The sequence below is a fragment of the Bradyrhizobium sp. AZCC 2262 genome, assembly GCF_036924535.1.
Classification (GTDB): domain Bacteria; phylum Pseudomonadota; class Alphaproteobacteria; order Rhizobiales; family Xanthobacteraceae; genus Bradyrhizobium.
In genome coordinates, this window is record NZ_JAZHRT010000001.1 from 8204650 (window position 1) to 8225993 (window position 21344).

19 protein-coding genes are annotated in these 21344 nt (G+C 63.1%); 4 read left to right on the top strand and 15 right to left on the bottom strand.

Annotated features, from left to right (window positions below; translation table 11 throughout):
• Window positions 1-58 precede the first annotated feature (58 nt).
• Window positions 59-1228, top strand: coding sequence for an enoyl-ACP reductase FabV (gene fabV, locus V1283_RS38525; RefSeq protein WP_334391787.1), 1170 nt, complete (start codon window positions 59-61; stop codon window positions 1226-1228).
• 152 nt (window positions 1229-1380) lie between these two features.
• On the opposite strand, the gene V1283_RS38530 is transcribed toward fabV, so the two are convergent.
• The 4 genes from V1283_RS38530 to V1283_RS38545 all read right to left on the bottom strand — a co-directional run bounded on the left by V1283_RS38530 (window position 1381) and on the right by V1283_RS38545 (window position 4336).
• Complete coding sequence (locus V1283_RS38530; protein WP_334391788.1) at window positions 1381-1977, bottom strand: glutathione S-transferase family protein; 597 nt, start codon at window positions 1975-1977, stop codon at window positions 1381-1383.
• A gap of 33 nt (window positions 1978-2010) precedes the next feature.
• A complete protein-coding gene (locus tag V1283_RS38535; RefSeq protein WP_334391789.1) occupies window positions 2011-2571 on the bottom strand; it encodes a hypothetical protein in 561 nt (186 codons plus the stop codon).
• A gap of 344 nt (window positions 2572-2915) precedes the next feature.
• A complete protein-coding gene (locus V1283_RS38540; RefSeq protein WP_334391790.1) occupies window positions 2916-3371 on the bottom strand; it encodes a GNAT family N-acetyltransferase in 456 nt (151 codons plus the stop codon).
• 29 nt (window positions 3372-3400) lie between these two features.
• Window positions 3401-4336: a LysR substrate-binding domain-containing protein gene (locus V1283_RS38545; RefSeq protein WP_334391791.1), complete on the bottom strand. Its 936-nt coding sequence runs from the start codon at window positions 4334-4336 to the stop codon at window positions 3401-3403.
• Window positions 4337-4438: 102 nt separating this feature from the next.
• Between V1283_RS38545 and katG the strand changes: the two genes are divergently transcribed.
• Complete coding sequence (gene katG, locus V1283_RS38550) at window positions 4439-6589, top strand: catalase/peroxidase HPI (protein WP_334391792.1); 2151 nt, start codon at window positions 4439-4441, stop codon at window positions 6587-6589.
• 74 nt (window positions 6590-6663) lie between these two features.
• On the opposite strand, the gene V1283_RS38555 is transcribed toward katG, so the two are convergent.
• The gene (locus tag V1283_RS38555) at window positions 6664-7407 is read right to left on the bottom strand and encodes a superoxide dismutase (RefSeq protein ID WP_334391793.1); all 744 of its coding nucleotides are present in this window, start codon (window positions 7405-7407) and stop codon (window positions 6664-6666) included.
• Here V1283_RS38555 and V1283_RS38560 point away from each other — a divergent pair.
• Entirely contained in the window at window positions 7397-7567 is a 171-nt protein-coding gene (locus V1283_RS38560) for a hypothetical protein (RefSeq protein WP_334391794.1), read from the top strand. The genes V1283_RS38555 and V1283_RS38560 overlap by 11 nt on opposite strands.
• 64 nt (window positions 7568-7631) lie before the next feature.
• Here V1283_RS38560 and pnp read toward each other — a convergent pair whose 3' ends face one another.
• From pnp to rimP, 8 genes are all read right to left on the bottom strand, one after another.
• On the bottom strand, window positions 7632-9785 hold the full coding sequence (gene pnp, locus V1283_RS38565) for a polyribonucleotide nucleotidyltransferase (protein WP_334391795.1): 2154 nt from the start codon (window positions 9783-9785) through the stop codon (window positions 7632-7634).
• A gap of 317 nt (window positions 9786-10102) precedes the next feature.
• Entirely contained in the window at window positions 10103-10372 is a 270-nt protein-coding gene (gene rpsO / locus V1283_RS38570) for a 30S ribosomal protein S15 (protein ID WP_074272228.1), read from the bottom strand.
• Between the two features lie 2 nt (window positions 10373-10374).
• Window positions 10375-11526, bottom strand: coding sequence for a tRNA pseudouridine(55) synthase TruB (gene truB / locus V1283_RS38575; protein WP_334391796.1), 1152 nt, complete (start codon window positions 11524-11526; stop codon window positions 10375-10377).
• Entirely contained in the window at window positions 11526-11939 is a 414-nt protein-coding gene (gene rbfA / locus V1283_RS38580) for a 30S ribosome-binding factor RbfA (protein ID WP_334391797.1), read from the bottom strand. The genes truB and rbfA overlap by 1 nt, the downstream gene beginning before the upstream one ends.
• A 153-nt stretch (window positions 11940-12092) precedes the next feature.
• The gene (gene infB / locus V1283_RS38585; RefSeq protein ID WP_334391798.1) at window positions 12093-14750 is read right to left on the bottom strand and encodes a translation initiation factor IF-2; all 2658 of its coding nucleotides are present in this window, start codon (window positions 14748-14750) and stop codon (window positions 12093-12095) included.
• A 77-nt stretch (window positions 14751-14827) separates the two neighbouring features.
• Window positions 14828-15508 carry an RNA-binding protein gene (locus V1283_RS38590; RefSeq protein WP_334391799.1) on the bottom strand — a complete coding sequence of 227 codons (681 nt, stop codon included), beginning with the start codon at window positions 15506-15508 and terminating at the stop codon, window positions 14828-14830.
• A gap of 75 nt (window positions 15509-15583) precedes the next feature.
• Window positions 15584-17194, bottom strand: a complete 1611-nt coding sequence (gene nusA / locus V1283_RS38595) for a transcription termination factor NusA (protein WP_334391800.1) — start codon at window positions 17192-17194, stop codon at window positions 15584-15586.
• A 3-nt stretch (window positions 17195-17197) separates the two neighbouring features.
• Window positions 17198-17977 carry a ribosome maturation factor RimP gene (gene rimP / locus V1283_RS38600; RefSeq protein WP_334391801.1) on the bottom strand — a complete coding sequence of 260 codons (780 nt, stop codon included), beginning with the start codon at window positions 17975-17977 and terminating at the stop codon, window positions 17198-17200.
• Between the two features lie 340 nt (window positions 17978-18317).
• On the opposite strand from rimP, the gene V1283_RS38605 reads away from it, so the two are divergent.
• Window positions 18318-19388, top strand: coding sequence for a DUF2336 domain-containing protein (locus V1283_RS38605; RefSeq protein ID WP_334391802.1), 1071 nt, complete (start codon window positions 18318-18320; stop codon window positions 19386-19388).
• 66 nt (window positions 19389-19454) lie between these two features.
• On the opposite strand, the gene trmB is transcribed toward V1283_RS38605, so the two are convergent.
• Window positions 19455-20198: a tRNA (guanosine(46)-N7)-methyltransferase TrmB gene (gene trmB / locus V1283_RS38610; protein WP_334391803.1), complete on the bottom strand. Its 744-nt coding sequence runs from the start codon at window positions 20196-20198 to the stop codon at window positions 19455-19457.
• Window positions 20195-21322, bottom strand: a complete 1128-nt coding sequence (locus V1283_RS38615) for a M20 family metallopeptidase (RefSeq protein ID WP_334391804.1) — start codon at window positions 21320-21322, stop codon at window positions 20195-20197. The genes trmB and V1283_RS38615 overlap by 4 nt, the downstream gene beginning before the upstream one ends.
• Window positions 21323-21344: the final 22 nt, after the last annotated feature.

The window sequence follows — 21344 nt, forward strand, 5'->3', positions numbered from 1 at the left end:
GGTGAGAGACCGGCAGGCAGCGGATGGTGACTTTACAACGATCCGAAACGGGGTAGGCATGATTATCGAACCGCGCGTGCGAGGCTTCATCTGCACGACGGCACATCCTGTCGGCTGCGCCAAAAATGTCCGCGAACAAATCGCTTATGTTCTCCGCCAGGGGTCTATTCCGGAGTGCCCCAAGCGCGTCGCCGTGCTGGGCTGTTCAACGGGGTACGGCCTCGCGAGCCGCATCGTTGCGACCTTCGCCGGAGGAGCAGAGACCATCGGCGTGTCACTGGAGCGCGAGCCTTCAGCAAATAGAACGGGCAGCGCCGGCTGGTACAACAACCGCGCATTCGAGATCGAGGCCGAGAGGATCGGACGATCGCCCCTCACGCTGGAGGGCGACGCCTTCTCCGACGAGATGAAGAAAACCTTCATCGACCGTGTGCGGGAAAAGTTCGGACAACTGGACATGCTGGTCTACAGCATGGCCGCTCCGGTCCGGACGGATCCGGACACCGGCAAGACCTGGCGCTCGGCGATCAAGCCGCTCGGCGCTCCCGTCGACATCAAGACTCTCAACACTGAAACTGGCGAGGTCTTCGAGACGACCATTGCGCCGGCGAGTGAGGATGAAGCGACCGCCACGGTGGCGGTGATGGGCGGCGATGACTGGAAGCGCTGGATCGACCAGCTCGCGGACGCCGGTGTCCTGGCGCCGGGCTTCCGGACGCTCAACTATACCTATATCGGCAGCGAACTGACCTGGCCGATCTACTGGCAAGGTACTCTGGGTCGCGCCAAGGTCGATCTCGACCGCAAGGCGGAAGCGATCCGGAGCCGGCTCGGCCCGGACGCGGCCCGCGTGGTAGCGCTGAAGGCCGTGGTTACCCAGGCGAGTTCGGCCATTCCGGTGGTGCCGCTCTATGGGACGGTTCTATTCAAGGTAATGAAGCAACTCGGGCTCGACGAAGGCTGCATCGAACAAATCGATCGCCTGTTCCGGACGCGCCTTGCTCCGGGTGTCGAAGTTGATGAGGCGCAGCGCATTCGAGTCGACGACTGGGAGCTTTCGCCCGAAGTTCAGGCGGAGGTGTTGCGACGATGGCCCCTGCTCTCCACGGAAACACTCGACAAACTGGCAGACCTTCCAGAATACAGGAGCCAATTCCTTCGCCTGTTCGGGTTTGGCATCGACGGCGTCGACTACTCACAGGATTTGGACCCCCGCGTGGTCACGTGAGCCACTCGGGAAACCGCTCTACTTTGCATGGGGTTGTTTTCGCGATTTTGTGAACCTGCAGAATCTGTAGGGTGGGCAAAGCGTAGCGTGCCCACCATCTACCGTCAGCCTGCGTCCTGAATGGTGGGCACGCTCCCTTTGCTACGATTCCATCACCCCGCCGCGATCTTTTCAGCGCGCTGAAACGCCGGGCGCGCGACGCAGCGGTCGATATAGGCATCGAACGACGGCCGCGGCGGCACCATCTTGAACATCCGCACCGCAAAATTCAGTCCGGAGCCGAGCATGATGTCGGCGGCCGAGAATTTTTCGCCGAGAATCCATGGCCCCTTCTGCAGGGCGGCGTCGAGCGCATCGAAAGTCTGGTCAGCGCTTCCCCACGCCGCCGTGCTCGCCGGCACTTCGAACTTGGTGTAGAGCTGCATCAGCGCCGGCTCGATGCAGCTCGGCGAGAAGAACAGCCATTGTAGATATTTTGCCCGCCGCGGATCGGTGGCCGCGGGCGCCAGTTTCGTTTCCGGATAACGGTCCGCAATATAGGCGCAGATCGCGGCCGCCTCGCCGAGCGCGGCGCCGCCGTCCTGCAGCCCGGGCACCTTGCCCATCGGGTTGATCGCGAGATATTCCGGTGCCTTCTGCGCGCCGGTCGAAATGTCGGTCAGCACGCGTTCGTAGGGCAGGCCGGTTTCTTCCAGGAGCCAGATCGCGGAGAACGAACGCGAGCGCGGCGACCAATAGAGTTTGATCATTGCGTATCTCCCAATTCAGATCGTGCCGTTGCTTCACTGCTGAAGATAGACGGAAATCATACGGTCAAGTCGCGCCGAAACGAGGGCACGTGTTCTTTCCTTTAGAGCAGTGCTACTGGATGCCGATTCAGGAGGATTGGGAAAGACCGATTCGTCGAGCTTGGTGAGTGGATCTTCCGTCAGCCCGAGACCCGCCGCAAACGAAGCGCCAAAGGCGGCGAACGACCGGTTGATTTTTTCATACGTCGAGCCGTCGTACATGCTGACCGCAACATTGGCGAACAGATGGTAATGCCTGACTAAAGATCCGATGCCCTGGCTGTACGCGCCGATGCCCTTGATCTCCATTTTGGTGCCCGGCACCACCCCGTTGTATTTTGTTATGACCAGATAGCGTTCGCAGTTTGCGCTGGAAGTGATGTTCCTGACGATTGCCGGCAAGCCCTCGTTTGGATCAGGCAGGAACCTCGATTTCGGATTGTAGTAGGGATCGAACGCTTCCTTGGGGTAAGCTATCCGTCGAACCGAAGGATCCGCGCCGGTCGCTGCGCGTACCTGTGCGAACGGCAAATCGTCCAGCCCCCATCCGTTCATCGGGGCTTCGTTTTCCTCGTTCTCGAATATCGTGAGGCCGAATTTCTGAACGGAGAATCGATCTCCAAGTGCGGAGATGACGCCAAGTCGGCACGGGCCGGTTTCCTGCTTGGCAGCGGCCTTCGCCTTGGGCGCCGCTTTCTTTGGGACGGGTTTGGCGGGCGCCGCTGCCGCCGGTGCGCTGGATGTCGCAGGAGATTGAGTCCATCCGGGCGCCGTGAGGCATGACACGAGGATGGTGGCGGTCGCGAAACTACGAAACATGGCTTGATGAACGCAAGTTGATGGCACTGAACGCGCAAACTAGAGCGTGCAGTCGCCGTCCGCAAGCCGAGCGATGGCTTTCACGCCGATTTCCGCCATCGATAATATTTCATCACGCGGCCGTTCGTTGAGTCTACCTGCTCCTTCTCGAACACAAAGCTTTCGCGCTCGTACCAACGCCAGGCCTTTTCATTCTCGCGCACGCAGCGCAGCCAGATTTCATCCGGCAGATGTTGGCGCGTGAAGATGAGCAATCGCCGCCCGAGACCGTCGCCCTGATAGTCCGGCGCGACGAACAGCTGGTCGAGGTAGCGGTCGGACACATGCATCGCCAGCATCGCCGCCAATCTTCCATTGTCGTCGGCGACGTAAAGGCTCCAGCCCTTCTCGACCTCCATCGGAACACGCGCGCGCAATTTTTCCAGCAGGGAATCGCTGGCGTCTTCGAGCCCGGTCGAAACCCAACTGTCCATCCAGACGCGGGCGACCTGGTCATACTCGTCTGGTCGGGCGGGGCGGATGATTGTTTGTGACAAGGTCAGTCTCTCCCGAGGCACTTGCCTTATCAGGCCTGAGATTTCCGCGATGGCGACTTTGCCTTGCGCGCTTCGCGCAACGCGTCGGCTGCGAGGCAAACCACTTCGGAGATCTGCTGAAGCTGTGCGGCCAGCGGACTTGTCTTGCGCCAGACCATGCCGATGGTTCGCGACGGTTGCGGGTTCTTGAACCGCGCCACGGAGACCGACGCCGAGCGCGTTTCCACTCCGACCGCCATTTCCGGGATCAGGGTGACGCCGATGCCGGCGCCAACCATTTGAACGAGTGTCGACAGCGAGCTTGCGTCCAGCACTTCCCGCGGCGGCGACTGCATGTTGCAGAACGACAGCGCCTGGTCGCGAAAACAGTGTCCTTCTTCGAGTAGCAAAAGGCGCATCTCGCGCAGCGTCTCATGGCTCGGCACCGGCGTTCCCTCGTCCTCACCCGGCCGCACCAGCAGGAAGTTTTCCGAAAAGCACACGACCTCGGTCAGCGAAGGTTCGGATACCGGCAGTGCTACGATCGCCGTATCCAGCCGGCCTTCGACGACCTCCTTGATCAGCTTCGGCGTCAGCGTCTCGCGGACGTGAATGTCGAGTTCCGGATGCATGCGCGCGAGGTTCTCGATCACCTTCGGCAGCAGATAGGGCGCAATCGTCGGGATCATGCCGATGCGTAAGCGCCCCGCGAGCCGGTCGCGCGCGGCGCGCGCGAAGTCGCCGAGTTCGTCGACCGAACGCAGGATCTCGCGCACGCGCTGGACGATCTCCTCGCCGAATTTCGTCAGCGTCACCTGTCGTGCGCTGCGCTCCAGCAGCACGCCGCCGAGAACTTCCTCCATTTCCTTGATCTGCATCGACAGCGCGGGCTGCGAGATGGAACATGACTCCGCCGCGCGCCCGAAATGGCCGTGACGTGCCAGCGCATCGAAGTAGCGAAGTTGTCTGAGCGTCATCTGGATCATCAGGACATCTTATCGGTTCGATCACAAAAATCAACTTTACCTGATGGGAGGCGGTGCTTAGATTGCCTCCAATCTGAACAGGGACCACCCCAGGAGACGACCATGGATGACAAAACCAAATGCCCGTTCACGGGCTCGCGCGGACATGCAAACCGCGACTGGTGGCCGGACGCGCTGGACGTTTCGCTTCTCCACCGCAATTCCACTCTGTCCGATCCGATGGGCGAGGCGTTCGACTACGCCAAGGAGTTCAAGACCCTCGACCTCAACGCCGTGATCAAGGACCTGACCGCGTTGATGACGGAATCGCAGGACTGGTGGCCGGCCGATTTCGGTCACTATGGCGGTCTGATGATCCGCATGGCCTGGCACAGCGCGGGCACCTACCGCATCACGGATGGCCGTGGTGGCGCCGGCGCGGGTCAGCAGCGCTTCGCGCCGCTCAACAGCTGGCCTGACAACGCCAACCTCGACAAGGCGCGCCGGCTGTTGTGGCCGATCAAGCAGAAATACGGCCGGAAACTCTCGTGGGCCGATCTGATGATCCTCGCTGGCAACGTCGCGCTGGAATCAATGGGCTTCAAGACCTTCGGCTTCGCCGGCGGCCGCGTCGATGTCTGGGAGCCCGAAGAGCTGTTCTGGGGGCCTGAGGGCACCTGGCTTGGCGACGAGCGCTACAGTGGCGAACGCCAGCTCGCCGAGCCGCTGGGCGCCGTGCAGATGGGCCTCATCTACGTCAATCCGGAAGGGCCGAACGGCAATCCTGACCCGCTCGCGGCGGCCAAGGACATCCGCGAGACGTTCTTCCGCATGGCGATGAACGATGAAGAGACCGTCGCCTTGATTGCCGGCGGCCACTCCTTCGGCAAGACCCACGGCGCCGGCGATCCGTCGCTGGTGGGAGCGGACCCGGAAAGCGGCGCGCTGGAGGACCAGGGCCTCGGCTGGAAGAGCAAGTATGGCACCGGCATCGGAGCTGATGCGATCACCGGCGGCCCGGAAGTCACCTGGACCCAGACGCCGACGAAGTGGAGCAATCTGTTCTTCAAGAACCTGTTCGAATACGAATGGGAGCTGACCAAGAGCCCGGCCGGCGCGAAGCAGTGGAAGGCGAAAGGCGCGGAAGCCTCGATCCCGGATGCCTACGACAAGTCGAAGAAGCATGTGCCGACCATGCTGACCACCGACCTGTCGCTGCGCTTCGACCCGGCCTATGAGAAGATCTCGCGGCGCTTCTACGAGCATCCGGACCAGTTCGCCGACGCGTTCGCGCGTGCCTGGTTCAAGCTCACGCACCGCGACATGGGGCCGATCGCCCGTTATCTCGGCCCGCTGGTGCCAAAGGAAACGCTGATCTGGCAAGACCCGATCCCGGCCGTGGATCATCCGCTGATCGGCGAGGCTGATATCGCCGCGCTGAAGGCGAAGATTCTCGGCTCCGGCCTGTCGGTGTCCCAGCTTGTCTCGACCGCATGGGCGTCGGCGTCGACGTTCCGCGGCTCCGACAAGCGCGGCGGCGCGAATGGCGCGCGTATCCGTCTCAGCCCGCAGAAGGACTGGGAAGTCAACCAGCCGGCCGAGCTCAAGACGGTCCTGCAGAAGCTCGAAGCGATCCAGAAGGATTTTGGCAAGAAGGTCTCGCTTGCCGATCTGATCGTCCTCGGCGGCTGCGCGGCGGTCGAAAAAGCCGCCAAGGATGCCGGGCTCGACGTCAAGGTTCCCTTCACGCCGGGGCGCATGGATGCGTCGCAGGATCAAACCGACGTCGAGTCCTTTGCTCCGCTGGAGCCGCGTGCCGACGGCTTCCGCAACTATGTCAGCAGCAAGAAGCATCAGTTCATGGCGCCTGAAGAGGCGCTGGTGGACCGGGCGCAATTGCTGCGGCTGACGGGACCCGAGATGGCGGTTCTCGTCGGCGGCCTGCGCGTCCTCGGCGCCAATGCCGGTAAATCGAAGCATGGCGTGCTCACCAAAAAGCCGGAGACGCTGACGAACGACTTCTTCGTCAACCTTCTCGACATGAGCACGCAATGGCAGCCTGCCGGCTCCGATGGTGCGTATGAGGGCTGCGACCGCAAGACGAATGCGGTCAAGTGGACCGGCACCCGCGCCGACCTGATCTTCGGTTCGCACGCGCAGCTTCGCGCTTTCGCGGAGGTCTATGGGTGCACGGACTCGAAGGAGAAGTTCGCCAGGGATTTTGTGGCGGCTTGGACCAAGGTGATGAACCTCGATCGCTTCGACCTCGCCTGAGGGCTTTGCGGAAACGCAATGATAAAACAAAGGGCGGCCGGAAGGCCGCCCTTTTTCGTGTTGCTAAATCCTGATCACACGCCCAGCGTGCCGGCTTTCGCCGCCGCATAGCGCTCGGCGATCTTGGTCCAGTTCACCGTATTCCACCACGCCTTGAGATAATCCGCGCGGCGGTTCTGGTAGTTCAGGTAATAGGCGTGCTCCCAGACATCGTTGCCCATCAAGGCGCGCTTGCCGTCCATGATCGGGTTGTCCTGGTTCGGACGGGTCTCGATCGCGAGCTTGCCGTCCTTGGTTACGGTCACGAACACCCAGCCTGAGCCGAACTGGCGTCCGCCGGCGGCGTTGAACTCGTTCTGGAATTTTTCCATGCCGCCGAGATCGCGGTCGATTGCGGCGAGCACCTCGCCCTCCGGCTTGCCGCCGTTCGGGCCCATGATCTCCCAGAACATGGTGTGGTTGGCGTGGCCGCCGAGATTATTGCGGACGGTGAATTTGATGCTGTCGTCCAGCGCGTTCAGGTTGCCGAGGACGTCCTCGATCTTCGCCGTTCCCAACTGCGGATTGGTCTTGGCGACATTGTTGAGGTTGGCGACATAGGCGGCGTGATGCCGGTCGTGATGGATTTCCATCGTCTTGGCGTCGATATGCGGTTCGAACGCATTGGTCGGATAGGTAAGCGGCGGCAGCGTGAAGGGGCCGGTTGCGGCGGCGGGCGCCGGGGCAGCCGCCTGCGCAAAGACAAGACGCGGGGCTGCAGCAACCGCTGCAATACCGGTTGCAGCAAACATCAAATGGCGCCGGGACATGAATGACATCGACTTCTCCTTACCTGTAGATGAACTGAGCGAATGCGTGGACGGACGTCGTAGGCCGCTGCGCGGCAAGTTACGGGCGACGGTGGGATCCGGTTTCGTTATTTTTGCCTTCTTACGCCAGCGACGTAATCACAAAGATATTGCGGTCCTGTCAGTGTAACCCAGGCAGGCAATAAAAAAGGGCGGCCGTTCGGCCGCCCTCTTGTTCACATTTTAGCGATGTCCTACTCGCCGGCGGCTTCGCGCTGCGGCGCTTCCGCCTTCTGCTTGGCCTCGAGGTCCTCGCCGGTGGCCTGATCGACCACCTTCATCGACAGCCGGGTCTTGCCGCGGTCGTCGAAGCCGAGCAGCTTGACCTTGACCTTGTCGCCTTCCTTGACGACGTCGGAGGTCTTCTGCACGCGCGCCGAAGCGAGCTGGCTGATGTGGACGAGGCCGTCCTTGGCACCGAAGAAGTTCACGAACGCGCCGAACTCCATCACCTTGACCACGGTGCCTTCGTAGATCTGGCCGATCTCCGGATCGGAGGCGATCGACTTGATCCACTTGATCGCGGCCTTCATCGCCTCGCCGTCGTTGGAGGCGACCTTGACGGTGCCGTCGTCCTCGATGTTGACCTTGGCGCCGGTCTTCTCGACGATCTCGCGGATCACCTTGCCGCCGGTGCCGATCACTTCACGGATCTTGTCGGTGGCGATCTTGAAGGTTTCGATGCGCGGTGCGTATTCGCCGAGCTCGGCGCGGGCATTGGTCAGCGCCTTGGCCATTTCGCCGAGGATGTGGATACGCCCGTCCTTGGCCTGGCCGAGCGCGACCTTCATGATCTCCTCGGTGATGCCCTCGATCTTGATGTCCATCTGCAGCGAGGTGATGCCCTGGTCGGTGCCAGCCACCTTGAAGTCCATGTCGCCGAGATGATCCTCGTCGCCGAGAATGTCGGACAGAACCGCAAAGCGCGAACCTTCCAGGATGAGGCCCATCGCGATGCCCGCGGTCGGCCGCTTCAACGGAACGCCCGCATCCATCAGCGCGAGCGAGGCGCCGCACACCGAGGCCATCGACGACGAGCCGTTGGATTCGGTGATCTCGGAGACCACGCGCACCGTGTAGGGGAATTCGTGGTGTGGCGGCAGGACCGGGTGGATCGCGCGCCAGGCGAGCTTGCCGTGGCCGATCTCGCGGCGCTTGGTGCCGCCGAGGCGTCCGGTTTCACCGACCGAGTAGGGAGGGAAGTTGTAGTGCAGCAGGAACGTCTCTTTGTACGTTCCCGACAGCGCGTCGATGTACTGCTCGTCCTCACCGGTGCCGAGCGTGGTCACGACCATCGCCTGGGTTTCACCGCGGGTGAACAGCGCCGAACCGTGGGCGCGCGGCAAGACGCCTACTTCGGCGATGATGTTGCGCACGGTCTTGGAATCGCGGCCGTCGATGCGCTTGCCGGTGTCGAGGATGTTCCAGCGAACGATCTTGGCTTCGAGCTCCTTGAATACGGCGGCGACGCGCAGCTTGTCGTATTTCGGCTCCTGCCCTTCCGGGAAGTAGTGCGCCATCACCTTTTCCTTGGCCTTGCCGACCGCGGCGTAGCGGTCCTGCTTGACCGGAATCGCGTAGGCGGAGCGCAGCTCCTGCTCGATCAGGCCGAGCATTTCCTTCTCAAGCGCGCTTTCGTCGGCGACCTTGACTTCGCGCGGCTCCTTGGCGGCCTTCTCGGCCAGTTCGATGATCGCCTTGATCACCGGCTGGAAGTGGCGGTGGCCGAACATCACGGCGCCGAGCATGATGTCTTCGTTGAGCTCTTTGGCTTCCGATTCCACCATCAGCACGGCATCCACGGTGCCGGCGACGACCAGATCGAGCTGGGTCTCGACCATTTCGTCGAGCGTCGGGTTGAGCACATACTCGTCGTTGATGAAGCCGACACGGGCAGCCCCGATCGGGCCCTTGAACGGAGCGCCGGATATCGTCAGCGCCGCCGAGGAGGCGACCAGCGCCAGGATGTCGGGATCGTTTTCCATGTCGTGCGACAGCGTCGTCACGATCACCTGGGTTTCATTGCGCCAACCGTCGACGAACAAGGGCCGGATCGGGCGGTCGATCAGACGGGAGACCAGTGTCTCCTTTTCGGTCGGACGTCCCTCGCGCTTGAAGTAGCCGCCGGGAATGCGGCCCGCGGCGTAGGTCTTTTCCTGATAGTCGACCGTCAGCGGCAGGAAATCGACGCCTTCGCGCGGCGACTTCGCGGCGACGACGGTGGCGAGCACGACGGTCTCGCCATAGGTGGCGATCACGGCGCCGTCGGCCTGACGGGCGATCTTGCCGGTTTCCAGCTTGAGGGGACGTCCACCCCAGTCGATCTCGACGGAATGTTTATTGAACATAGTGGTTTCTTTCATGGGTTCACGAGAGAGCGGGGCCCAAAAACACAAAGACCATGCGCAAGATTGCGGGACGCTGATCGCAATACGAGATCAGCATCCGGCGATCCTGCCATGGTCTTCATATTTCGGATGGCGTCCATCCTCTCGGCAGTCACGGGCACCTTGCCCTGTCCAGCGGCCGGATTGCTGCTGGACGTTGTCGAGCATGATCCTTTCGGGATGATGCTCTTGCGCATGACCGTCTCCGAAAAATTCGGAGTCCGGTTGTTCGGAAGATCATGCGAAAACGCGCGCAAACAGCGCGCGTACTCTCCAAATCAACGACGAATGTTATGCTTTTCGAGCAATGCCTTGTAACGTGCCTCGTCCTTCCTCTTGATGTAGTCGAGGAGCGAACGGCGTGTTGCGACCATCTTCAAAAGACCGCGGCGTGAATGGTTGTCTTTCACGTGGGATTTGAAATGGCCGGTGAGGTTGTTGATGCGTTCCGACAGGATCGCAACCTGAACCTCGGGCGAGCCGGTGTCGCCGGCCTTGTTGGCATTCGTCTTGATGACTTCCGCTTTGCGTTCGGCGGTAATCGACATCGTCAAACTCTCTCATTGCTGCGACCGGGACTGGCAGTCAGCCCGGTCAGGTTGAACACGCGCTTGGGGATGAGTTCGCCATTGCCAATTTCGGCGAGGGCCAGAAGCCGGCCTGCCACCGTGACATAGACTGTGCCGCTACTATTGGGCGCATCCCGTCCGCGCAACAAAACGGCCTGGCCCCTGTGGAGCCTTGCCGCATCAGCCCGTGTGACGGCCAGTGCCGGGATGTCGTCCAGCGCGGTCTCAACGGGCAAAAGCGCGTCGGCGAGGCTTCCCTCGCCGGACGCGGCTCTATTGCATAAAGCCTCCAACTCTTCCAGCGGAATCATGTCCGTCTCGCGGAATGGGCCCACCAACGTCCGCCGCAATGCGCAGATATGGCCGAAACAGCCCAGAATCCGGCCGATATCGCGGGCCAAAGCACGAACATAGGTGCCCTTGCCGCACTCCGCCTCGAACACGGACTGACCGTTATCTCCATGTTCTACAAGGGTTAATTCGTGAATCTCGACCGGCCGGGGCCTCAATTCCACGGTTTCGCCGTCGCGCGCCAGGTCATAGGCGCGCTCGCCCTGGACCTTGATCGCGGAATATTGCGGCGGGATCTGCTCGATCAGGCCGGTAAATCGCGGCAGCAGCGCCCGGATCGCCTCCGCGGACGGCCGCAGTTCGCTCGTCTGGGTGACCCGGCCCTCGGTATCGTCGGTGTCGCGCTCCTCGCCCCAGGCCACTGTGAAGCGGTAGCGCTTGCGGCCGTCCATCACAAAGGGAACCGTCTTGGTGGCTTCGCCGAGCGCGATCGGCAGGCCGCCTGACGCCAAAGGATCGAGCGTGCCGGCGTGGCCGGCGCGCTTGGCCTGGAATAGCCGCTTGAGCACGGCAACCGCGTGCGTCGAGGTCATGCCGATCGGCTTGTCGAGAATCACCCAGCCATGGACGTCGCGCTTGTCGCGACGCGGCTGATTGTTCTGACGCGACTGCTTGTTGTGGCGCGGATCGTTGTTGCCGCGGCGCTGGCCGTCGCCAGCGCGGCGCTCGCCGTCGCGACCGTTGTCGTCGCCGTGCTGTTCACCTGAAAAAATATTTTTTTCGGCGTCGTGCGAATCGGCAGTTTGCTGCGCGATCCCGCCGTTGGCGGTGGGCATAATCATCACTTGTCGTCCGAATCGGGTGCGAGGTCTCTCTGCACCGCAGGTGTTCTCAGTAATTTCTCGATCCGTTCCGCTTCGTCGAATCGTTCGTCGACGCGAAAGCGAAGGTCAGGGGCAAATTTCAGGTTAACGCGGTGAGCAATCTCGCCGCGCAGGAACTTTTTATTGCGCGCGAGCGCCGCGAGCACGACATCGGTATCGCGGCCGCCGAGCGGCATCACGTAAATCGTCGCAAGCTTCAGGTCAGGCGACATCCTCACCTCGGGAACGGTGATGATGTGGCCCCCGAGGTCGGGGTCGTGCACGGTACCCTGCGACAGAATATCGGCGACCGCATGGCGCACGGTCTCGCCGACGCGCAATTGCCGTTGCGAGCCGCCGGGGGCGGAACCCTTGGTGTGATGGCGAGGCATTTTCGTCTTTCAAAGCCGTCATGCCCGCGCTGGTCGCGGGCTTTGACGTTTTTGCTTGTTGAATCAGGTTAAGACGTGGATGGCCGGAACAAGTCCGGCCATGACGCCGCATTCTCAGTCAATAAAATCCGAGGCTCTTCGTAAGATTTGGACTTACAGAGAGCGCTGGATTGTCTCCACGCGATAACACTCGATGACGTCGCCGACACGCATGTCGCCGTAATTTTCGAACGCCATGCCGCATTCCTGGCCGGATTGCACTTCCTTCACTTCATCCTTGAAGCGCTTCAGCGTCGAAAGCTTGCCTTCGTGCACGACGACGTTGTCGCGGATCAGGCGCACATTGGCGCCGCGTTCCACGGTTCCGTCGGTGACGCGGCAGCCGGCGACCTTGCCGACCTTGGAAATGTTGAACACTTCCAGGATCTGGGCATTGCCGAGCATGGTTTCGCGCAGCGTCGGCGCGAGCAGGCCGGACATCGCCTTTTTGATGTCGTCGACCAGATCGTAGATGATGTTGTAGTAGCGGATTTCGATGCCGTTGCGCTTGGCGGCGGCCGCGGCCTCCTTGTTGGCGCGCACCGAGAAACCGATGATCGCGGCGTTGAAACCCTCCGCCAGCGTGACGTCGGATTCCGAGATGCCGCCGACGCCCGCATGCAGGATGCGAGCTGCAACTTCCTCGGTGCCGAGCTTCTCCAGCGATCCCAGAATCGCTTCGAGCGAGCCCTGCACGTCGGCTTTCACGATCAGCGGGAATTCCTTGCGGCCCGCGGTCTTGAGCTGCGACATCATCTGCTCGAGCGAGCCGCGCATGCCGGAAATCGAGGCAGCGGCGTTCTCGCGCTTCTGATGGGCGCGGTAGCTCGTGACCTGGCGGGCGCGGGCTTCGTTCTCGACGACGGCAAGACGATCGCCGGCTTCCGGCGGGCCGTTGAAGCCCAGCACTTCCACCGGCACCGAAGGTCCGGCCTCGTCGAGGTTCTCGCCCTGGTCCGAAATCAGCGCGCGGACGCGGCCCATTTCGGCGCCAGCCACGATGATGTCGCCGACCCTGAGCGTGCCGCGCTGAACCAGCACGGTGGCCACCGGACCGCGGCCGCGATCGAGCTTGGCTTCGATCACGGTGCCTTCTGCGGGGCGTTCCGAATTGGTCTTGAGGTCGAGCAGTTCGGCCTGCAGCGCGATCATCTCGAGCAGCTTGTCGAGATTGGTCTTGTTCTTGGCGGAAACCTCGACGTCGACGACTTCACCGCCGAACGATTCGACCTGAACCTCGTGCTGCAGCAGTTCGGTGCGCACGCGCTCCGGCTTGGCGTCCGGCTTGTCGATCTTGTTGATCGCGACGATCATCGGAACCTTCGCCGCCTTGGCGTGGTTGATCGCTTCGACCGTCTGCGGCATGACACCGTCATCGGCCGCCACCACCAGGATCACGATATCGGTGACCTTGGCGCCGCGCGCGCGCATCGCGGTGAACGCGGCGTGGCCGGGCGTATCGATGAAGGTGATCTTCTTGCCGCTTTCCGGCGAGGTCACCTGATAGGCACCGATATGCTGGGTGATGCCGCCGGCTTCGCCCGACACCACGTTGGCGTGGCGCAGCGCGTCGAGCAGCGAGGTCTTGCCGTGGTCGACATGGCCCATCACGGTGACGACCGGTGAGCGCGGCTCGGTATCGGTGGAATCGTCGACGACGTCGAACAGGCCCTCTTCAACGTCGGACGCGGCGACGCGCTTGACGGAATGGCCCATTTCCTCGGCGATCAGCTGCGCGGTGTCGGCGTCGATCACGTCGGTGATCTTGTGCATCGCGCCCTGCTTCATCAGCAGGCGGATGACGTCGACCGCGCGCTCCGACATGCGGTTGGCGAGTTCCTGGATCGTGATCGCTTCCGGGATCGTGACCTCGCGGATCAGCTTTTCCTTCGGCTCGTTGGAGGCGTGGCCCTTCAGGCGCTGGGTGCGGCGGCGGAACGAGGCGATCGAACGCTCGCGCACATCGTCGGCGTTCAGCGCGGTGACCAGCGTCAGGCGGCCGCGCTCCTTCTGCGGGCCCGGCTTGTGGGTGGTCTTGGGGGGCGTTACGGGGCGCATGGCGCCGCCGGGGCCGCGCCGGACCTGGCGCGGACCTTCGTCTTCATCGGAACCGTCGGCGGCAACGCCCGGCGCGCGCGCGGGCGGCGCGGCTGGACGGGCCGCGGCCGGGCGGGCCGCCGCCGTGGCGGGTCGCGCTGCTGCGGTCGTCGGCGCCGTCGCGGGCTTGGCCTCGGCCTCGCCAAATCGCTTCTTGGCCTCGACTTCGGCCTTGCGCTTGGCGTCCTCTTCCTGCCGGTGCCGTTCTTCCTCAGCCTTGCGGCGGGCTTCGGCGGCCTCGCGTTCGGCCTGTTCGATGCCTTCACGGCTGGCGCGGCGCTTGGCTTCTTCCTCGGCCAGCCGTCGTTCCTCGACTTCGCGTACCTTGGCGTCGGCCAGGGCGCTGGCGCGCGCCGAACGCTCGTCTTCCGTCAGTGTCCGCAGCACCACGCCGGAACCGCCGCGCGGTGCGCCGGGCGTTGCCGCAGGGCGGGCGAGGGGGGCAGCCCTTGTAGGCGCCGCCGGCTTGGCGACCACCGGCTCGGGCGCATGCGTTTCGGTCGCGGGCGCATCACCGCCAACGCGGCGCTTGCCACGTTTTTCGACCACGACCTGCTTGGTCCGGCCGTGGCTGAAGCTCTGGCGCACGGTGCCCGTCTCGACCCGCGGCTTCAGCGTCAAGGTCTTGGTCGGGACACTCAGAGTCTTGTCGCCAGGCGTTTTGGTATCAACCATTCAGCAGTCCTAATCTCGTTACGTTGTGCGCATTCGCACAGTCATTGAAGCAAGGCTTCGGAACCAATCTTCGTCAGTCAGAATTTCTGGCCGCCATCCCCGGTCTTGTCGTCGTCGTCCAGCCGGTATCGAACCAGGATCTGGCAGCGCGACAGGAACGTTTTGCTCGCCGGGCCCGCGAGCAGCGCAGCATGTATCACATTTGACCGGCCCAGTGCCAAATCCAATTGTGCCGAGGTCAAAGCGGTAACGATCGGTAAACCGTGCGATTCACCGATATTTCCGGTCCTTTGCCCGGCGATAGCGTCCAATTTGCGGATTCCGTCGGCCGCGCCGTCGGAAGCGTGAATCAGGGCTTGGGCCCTGCCCTGTTCGAGCAGGCCCTCGACCTTGGCAAAGCCGGAAATGACCTGACCGGCCTTGGCAGCCATGGCCAGCGCCTCGGTGCAGCTTCGTTCCAGCAGGGCCTCGGTATCGGCGGGAAGGGTCGCCGCGGCGCGAACGTCGCGCTTGAACCCTCTGCTAAATTGGTGACGCCGCACCGCTTCCGCAACGGTCCGGCGCGAGGCCTGGACCCAGAGGCCGCGGCCCGGCAGCTTGCGCTTCAAATCGGGGATGACGTCGCCCGACGGGGCGACCACGAACCGGATCAGCTCGTCGATCGGCCGCACCTCACGACTGACCGCGCACATCCGCATGGTCGCGGACTTGTCGGTCCGCGGCCCATGGTCGAGATCGGGATCAGCCAAAGCGAGCATGCCTGTCTAGTGGCTCCGGTCATCTGCGCACGGTCTGCGCGCAGAAAAGATTTTCGGTTTTGCGGAACACCCGCATTACGCCGTCTGGTCTTCGGTGGCTTCAGCCGCCTCGGATTGCTTGGCGAGCTCGGCCTCGGTGATCCAGCCGGCAATGACGCGGGCCTGCATGATCATGCGCTCGGCATCGTCGCGCGAGATCTCGTTGGCGTCGAGAATGCCGGGGTACTTGGTGGGTTCGCCGCCTTCCTTGCGCTCAGTCCAGCCGACCAGATCGTCGGTCGCACAGCCCGCCAGATCCTCGACGGACTTGATGTCGTTCTCGCCGAACTTGACCAGCATCTTCGAGGTCACGCCGGGCACCGTCTTCAAAGCATCATCCACACCGAGTTCCTTGCGTTTGTTTTCCAGCTCCGTTTCGAGCTGTTCCAGGTATTCTCTCGCCCGGCTCTGCAGCTCGTTGGCGGTTTCTTCGTCGAAGCCTTCGATGCCGGCCAGTTCCTTGGCGTCGACCAGCGCGAGTTCCTCGACCGACGTAAAGCCTTCCGACGCCAGCAATTGGCCGACGACCTCGTCGACGTTCAGCGCTTCCATGAACACGCGCGTCGAATTCTCGAAATCGGCCTGGCGGCGCTCGGATTCTTCCTGCTCGGTGAGAATGTCGATGTCCCAGCCGGTCAATTGCGAGGCAAGCCGCACGTTCTGGCCGCGGCGGCCGATCGCCAGCGAGAGCTGGTTGTTGGTGTCGGGAACGACCACCTCGATCCGCTCGCGGTCTTCGTCGATCACGACCTTGGCGACTTCGGCTGGCGCCAGCGCATTGACGACAAAGGTCGCGATGTCGGGCGACCACGGAATGATGTCGATCTTCTCGCCCTGCAGTTCGTTCACCACCGCCTGCACGCGCGAGCCGCGCATGCCGACGCAGGCGCCGACCGGATCCACTGAGGAATCCCGCGAAATCACGCCGATTTTCGCACGCGAGCCGGGGTCGCGGGCCACCGCCTTGATCTCGACGATGCCGTCATAGATTTCCGGCACTTCCTGCGCGAACAGTTTTGCCATGAATTGCGGATGGGTGCGGGAGAGGAAGATTTGCGGTCCGCGGGTTTCGCGGCGGACATCGAAGATGTAGGCGCGGACGCGGTCGCCGTTGCGGAACACCTCGCGCGGCAGCATTTCGTCGCGGCGGATGATGGCTTCACCGCGGCCGAGATCGACGATCACGCTGCCATATTCGACGCGCTTGACGACGCCGTTGACGATATCGCCGATGCGGTCCTTGAATTCCTGGTATTGCCGGTCGCGCTCGGCCTCGCGCACCTTCTGCACGATCACCTGCTTGGCGGATTGCGCGGCGATGCGGCCATATTCCAGCGGCGGCAGGGTATCGGCGATGGTGTCGCCGACCTGAGCGCCCGGGTTGGCGCGCTGTGCGTCCGCCAGCGAAATCTGGTTCGAGGAGTTCTCGACCTGCTCGACGACCAGCATGTGGCGCGACAGCCGGAGTTCGCCCTTCTTGGCGTCGATCTCGGCGTGAACGTCGGTCTCGCTGCCGTAACGGGCGCGCGCCGCCTTGGCGATGGCGTCTTCCATCGCAGCGATCACGATCCCGCGGTCGATCGACTTTTCGCGGGCGACCGCGTCTGCGATCTGCAGCAGTTCGAGTTTGTTGGCACTGACGGCCATGGCCTAGTCTCCTTCGGTAGGATCGAGGTCGCCTCTGCGCAGTCTTTCTGCGGCGAGGCGGTGCTTCTTGGTATTGGTCGGCTCGGGCTTCTTGGGCTCGGGCTTCTTGTTGAGCTTCGGCTTCGGTTTGTTGCTCCTGGCCGGATCGCTCTTCTTGGCGTGCGGCGGGGGCGGCGGCGCCAGTCCGAGATTCTGCTTCAATTCGCGCTCGGCCTGCTTGCCGCGCCGCATCGATTCCGCAATCAATTCGTCGGTTAGAACCAGCCGCGCGTCGGAAATGTCTTCCATCACCAGGAGTACGTCGGCATCTTCGCCCGCGCGCGTGTCATCCCGATGTAGCCGGACGGCATCGCCTTCAACGCCGGCCAGCGTACCACGAAAACGCTTGCGGCCCTGATGGGCGACCGCCATTTCAATCTTCACGAGATGACCGGCGTAGCGTTCGAAATCGGAACGGCGCACCAGCGGGCGATCGATGCCCGGCGAGGATATCTCCAGCCGGTAGGCGCGGTCGATCGGATCGGCGACGTCGAGCACCGGCGACAGCGCCCGCGAAATCGCCTCGCAATCCTCGATCTGCATCGTACCATCAGGCCGCTCGGCCATGATCTGGACGGTGCAGCCGGCCTCGCCTGAAATCTTGATCCGGACCAGCCGATAGCCCATTCCCTGCAAAACCGGTCCGGCCACCGCCGATACCCGCGCGGCCGCGCCCGGCTCGACGACGAGACGGGGCTCGGCCAGCAATTCGGCATCCACGGAACCAGCAGTTGGATCGGTCATGTCCAGGGTCAAAAGCGTCTTACTTGCATGGGTTTAAGCCGGGCCTCAACCAGCGGTCAGGCCGGTTCCCCGAACCGCGCCTTTAAGCCCCTTCTGGGCCGGGCTCGTTCAGGTAATAAAAAAGAGCGGGTCCCGGAGGGCCCACTCTCAATACGCGATCGTATGAGAACCAAAAGTTGCCGCGGATATAGCGGTTTTTCCGCAATCCGACAAGGCCCGCGATCCCGTTAAGTCCGATTTTGCCAAGCTTCGAGAGGGGGGACGAAGTCTAACCCTTCATTCACGAACGCTGCCTAGATTTTCAGAAAAACCAGCCAATTCAGGCCGGTTGGGCGGGTTTATGATAATTTCACCATCGCTGATCCCGGAACTCGACGACATCATCAGTCGTGGCGACCCCAAGCGCCGCGCCGATGCCGCGCGCCGCATCAGCGAGCTCTTCCTGCAGGGCGCGGCGAGCTTCCGCTCCGATCATGTCGATCTGTTCGATGGTGTCCTGACCAGTCTCGTCCCGCATGCCGAGCTTGCCGAGCGCGCCGAACTGGCCGAGCGCTTGTCGGTGCTGGCGAACGCGCCGCGTGGTCTGGTCGGCCAACTCGCCCACGACGACGAAATTGCCATCGCAGGCCCGCTGCTGCGCCGCTCGCCGGTCATCGACGAAAAGATGCTGGTCGAAATTGCGTCGATGAAGGGCCAGGGTCATCTGCTGGCGATGGCGGAACGACCCACGCTTTCGGCTGATCTTACCGACGTCATCGTTGCCCGCGGCGACCGCGCCGTCATCAGGCGCGCCGCCGGCAATGCGGGCGCCGCCTTCTCGGAGAACAGCTATTCGACGCTGATCAAGCGCGCCGGTCAGGATGGCGTGCTGACGATCAGGCTCGGCCAGCGCGACGATCTGTCTCCTGCGCAACTGAAGGATCTGCTCTCCGGCTCCATCGACGTCATCCGCCGCCGCCTGTTCAAGGTCGTCAAGCCGGAACGGCAGGCCGACATCAGGCAGGCGATGACCGCCATCACCGGCCCGTCCGAACGCGAGGAGCGCCGCGACTTCATGCCGGCGCAGCGCACGGTGGTAAAACTCCGCCGCGAAGGCATGCTCGGCGAAGGCGCGTTGCTCAACTTCGCGAGGGCCTTCAAATACGAGGAGTCGATCGCCGCGCTGTCGGCGATGACTGGCGTCAAGATCGTAACCCTCGACCGCCTGATCAGCGGCGACCGCGACGATCCGCTCCTGATCGCCGGGAAAACCATCGATCTGGAATGGGCGACCGTGCGCGCGCTGATCCTGCTTCGGCTCGGCCCGAACCGGACGGCAGCGCCCGCCGACATCGAAAACGCGCGGATGAATTACGCGCGGCTGATGCCTTCGACCGCCCAGCGCGTCGTCGCGTTCTGGAAGACGCGGTAAGCTAGTCCAACGCTGCCTCCCCGTCATTCCGGGTTCGATGCTTCGCATCGCCCCGGAACGACGTGCCTAGCTAACCCGCCGAAACCTCAAATACGCCGCCACCCGCCCCTCGCGTTCGGCTTTGCGGCCGTAGCGCGTCATGGTGTAGGCATCCCACGGCTTTTGCCAGTCAATGGCGCGCTCAGCGGTCCAGAGAAAATCCGGCGAGCGCATCAGATGCGCCAGTGTCCACGCGCAGTAATCGTCGATGTCACTGACGAAGCGAAATTCGCCGCCGTCTTTCAGGATGCGCGCCATCGCGTTGACCGTTGCGTCCTGCACGAAGCGTCGCTTCCAGTGCCGCCGCTTCGGCCAGGGATCGGGATGGATCAGGTCCAGCCGCGCCAGCGATTGCGGCGGGGCCCAGGCCAGCAATTGCGCGGCGTCGCCGGCATAGAGCCTGATATTGCCGATGTTGTGCGCCTCGATCTGCGTCAGGATTTTCGCCATGCCGTTGACATAGGGCTCGCAGCCGATGAACCCGATATTCGGAAACGCCTGCGCTTCCGCAATCAGATGCTCACCGCCGCCGAATCCGATTTCGAGCCTGACATTCTCGATGTCGCCATCGAAAAGCTCGGCAAGCCGCGCCGGCGCGGGCGTTGCGATGTCGAGCGCCAGATGCGGCAGCAGATTGTCGATCAGGTCGGCCTGGTGGATGCGCAGCTTGTGGCCCTTGCGGCGGCCGAAGAACGAGCCATGCGCATGTGCCGACGCGCCGTCATCCGGCGCAGCGTCGCGGTCGCCGGTATCGCGCGGTGAGACGATCATCGCAGCGTCTGGTACAGCCGGTACAACAGCCGCGCCCTCGGCTCGATCGAGGAGATGTACATCTGCTCGTAATGGGTATGCGCACCCTGGCCGTCAACGCCGAGCCCGTCCAGCGTTGCGGTATGCGGCGCGGTAAAATTGCCGTCGGAGCCGCCGCCGGTCGCCGTATCGACCAGATCAAAACCGATCTCCGCCGCAATCGTCCTGGCATGCTCGTAGAGCGCGGCGCCGGCATTGCTCTTTTCGTAAGGCGGGCGGTTCAGCTCGCCGACCACCTTGACGGTGACGCCCTCGGTGCGCGATTTCAGATTGAGGATTTTCGCCGTCAGCTCGTCGGAAGCGGCAATCGTCGGCACGCGCAGATCGACCTCGGCATAGGCCTCCTCTGCGATCACGTTCGGCCGAGTGCCGCCGCGGACGACGCCGACATTGACGGTGATGCCGCGCGCCAGATCGTTCATCGCCTCCAGCGTTTGGATGACATTGCCGAGTTCGCGGATCGCGCTGCGGCCGTCCTCGGGCCGGGTGCCGGCATGCGAGGGCACGCCCTTGATGAAAACGTCGAAGCGCCCGACGCCCTTGCGCCCCGTCACGATCTTGCCACCGTCGCGCGCCGGCTCCGTGACCAGCACGTATTTCGCCTTCCGTCCCTCGCTCTCAATCAGCGCACGCGACGTCGGGCTGCCGATTTCTTCGTCGGAGACATAGAGCTGGGTGACGCCGAGCGGCGGCCGCGCGCCGTCGGCGCAAGTCCGGCGAAACGCATGATAGGCGAGATAGGCGCCGCCCTTCATGTCGTAGATGCCCGGGCCGAAAGCGCTGTCGCCTTCGATCCGGAACGGCAGACGCTCAATGAAGCCAAGCGGATGGACCGTATCGAGATGGCTCAGCACCAGGATTCCCGGTGCGTCCTGCCCCCATGCCGAGCGCGCGACCAGGTGATCGCCGCAGCCGGAATGCCCGGCGATGCGTTCGACAATCGCAGGCAGGCCGCGATAGCCCTCGGCGACGAGGTCGGCGAGCTTGTTGACCTGCTCGGGAGCTTCGGTCGGGGTCTCGATCTCGACCCAGCGGCGAATGCCCTCGAGCATCGGCGAGGGATCGAAAGGATTGATTGTCGTCATCTGTCTGTCTGCCGTACCCGAT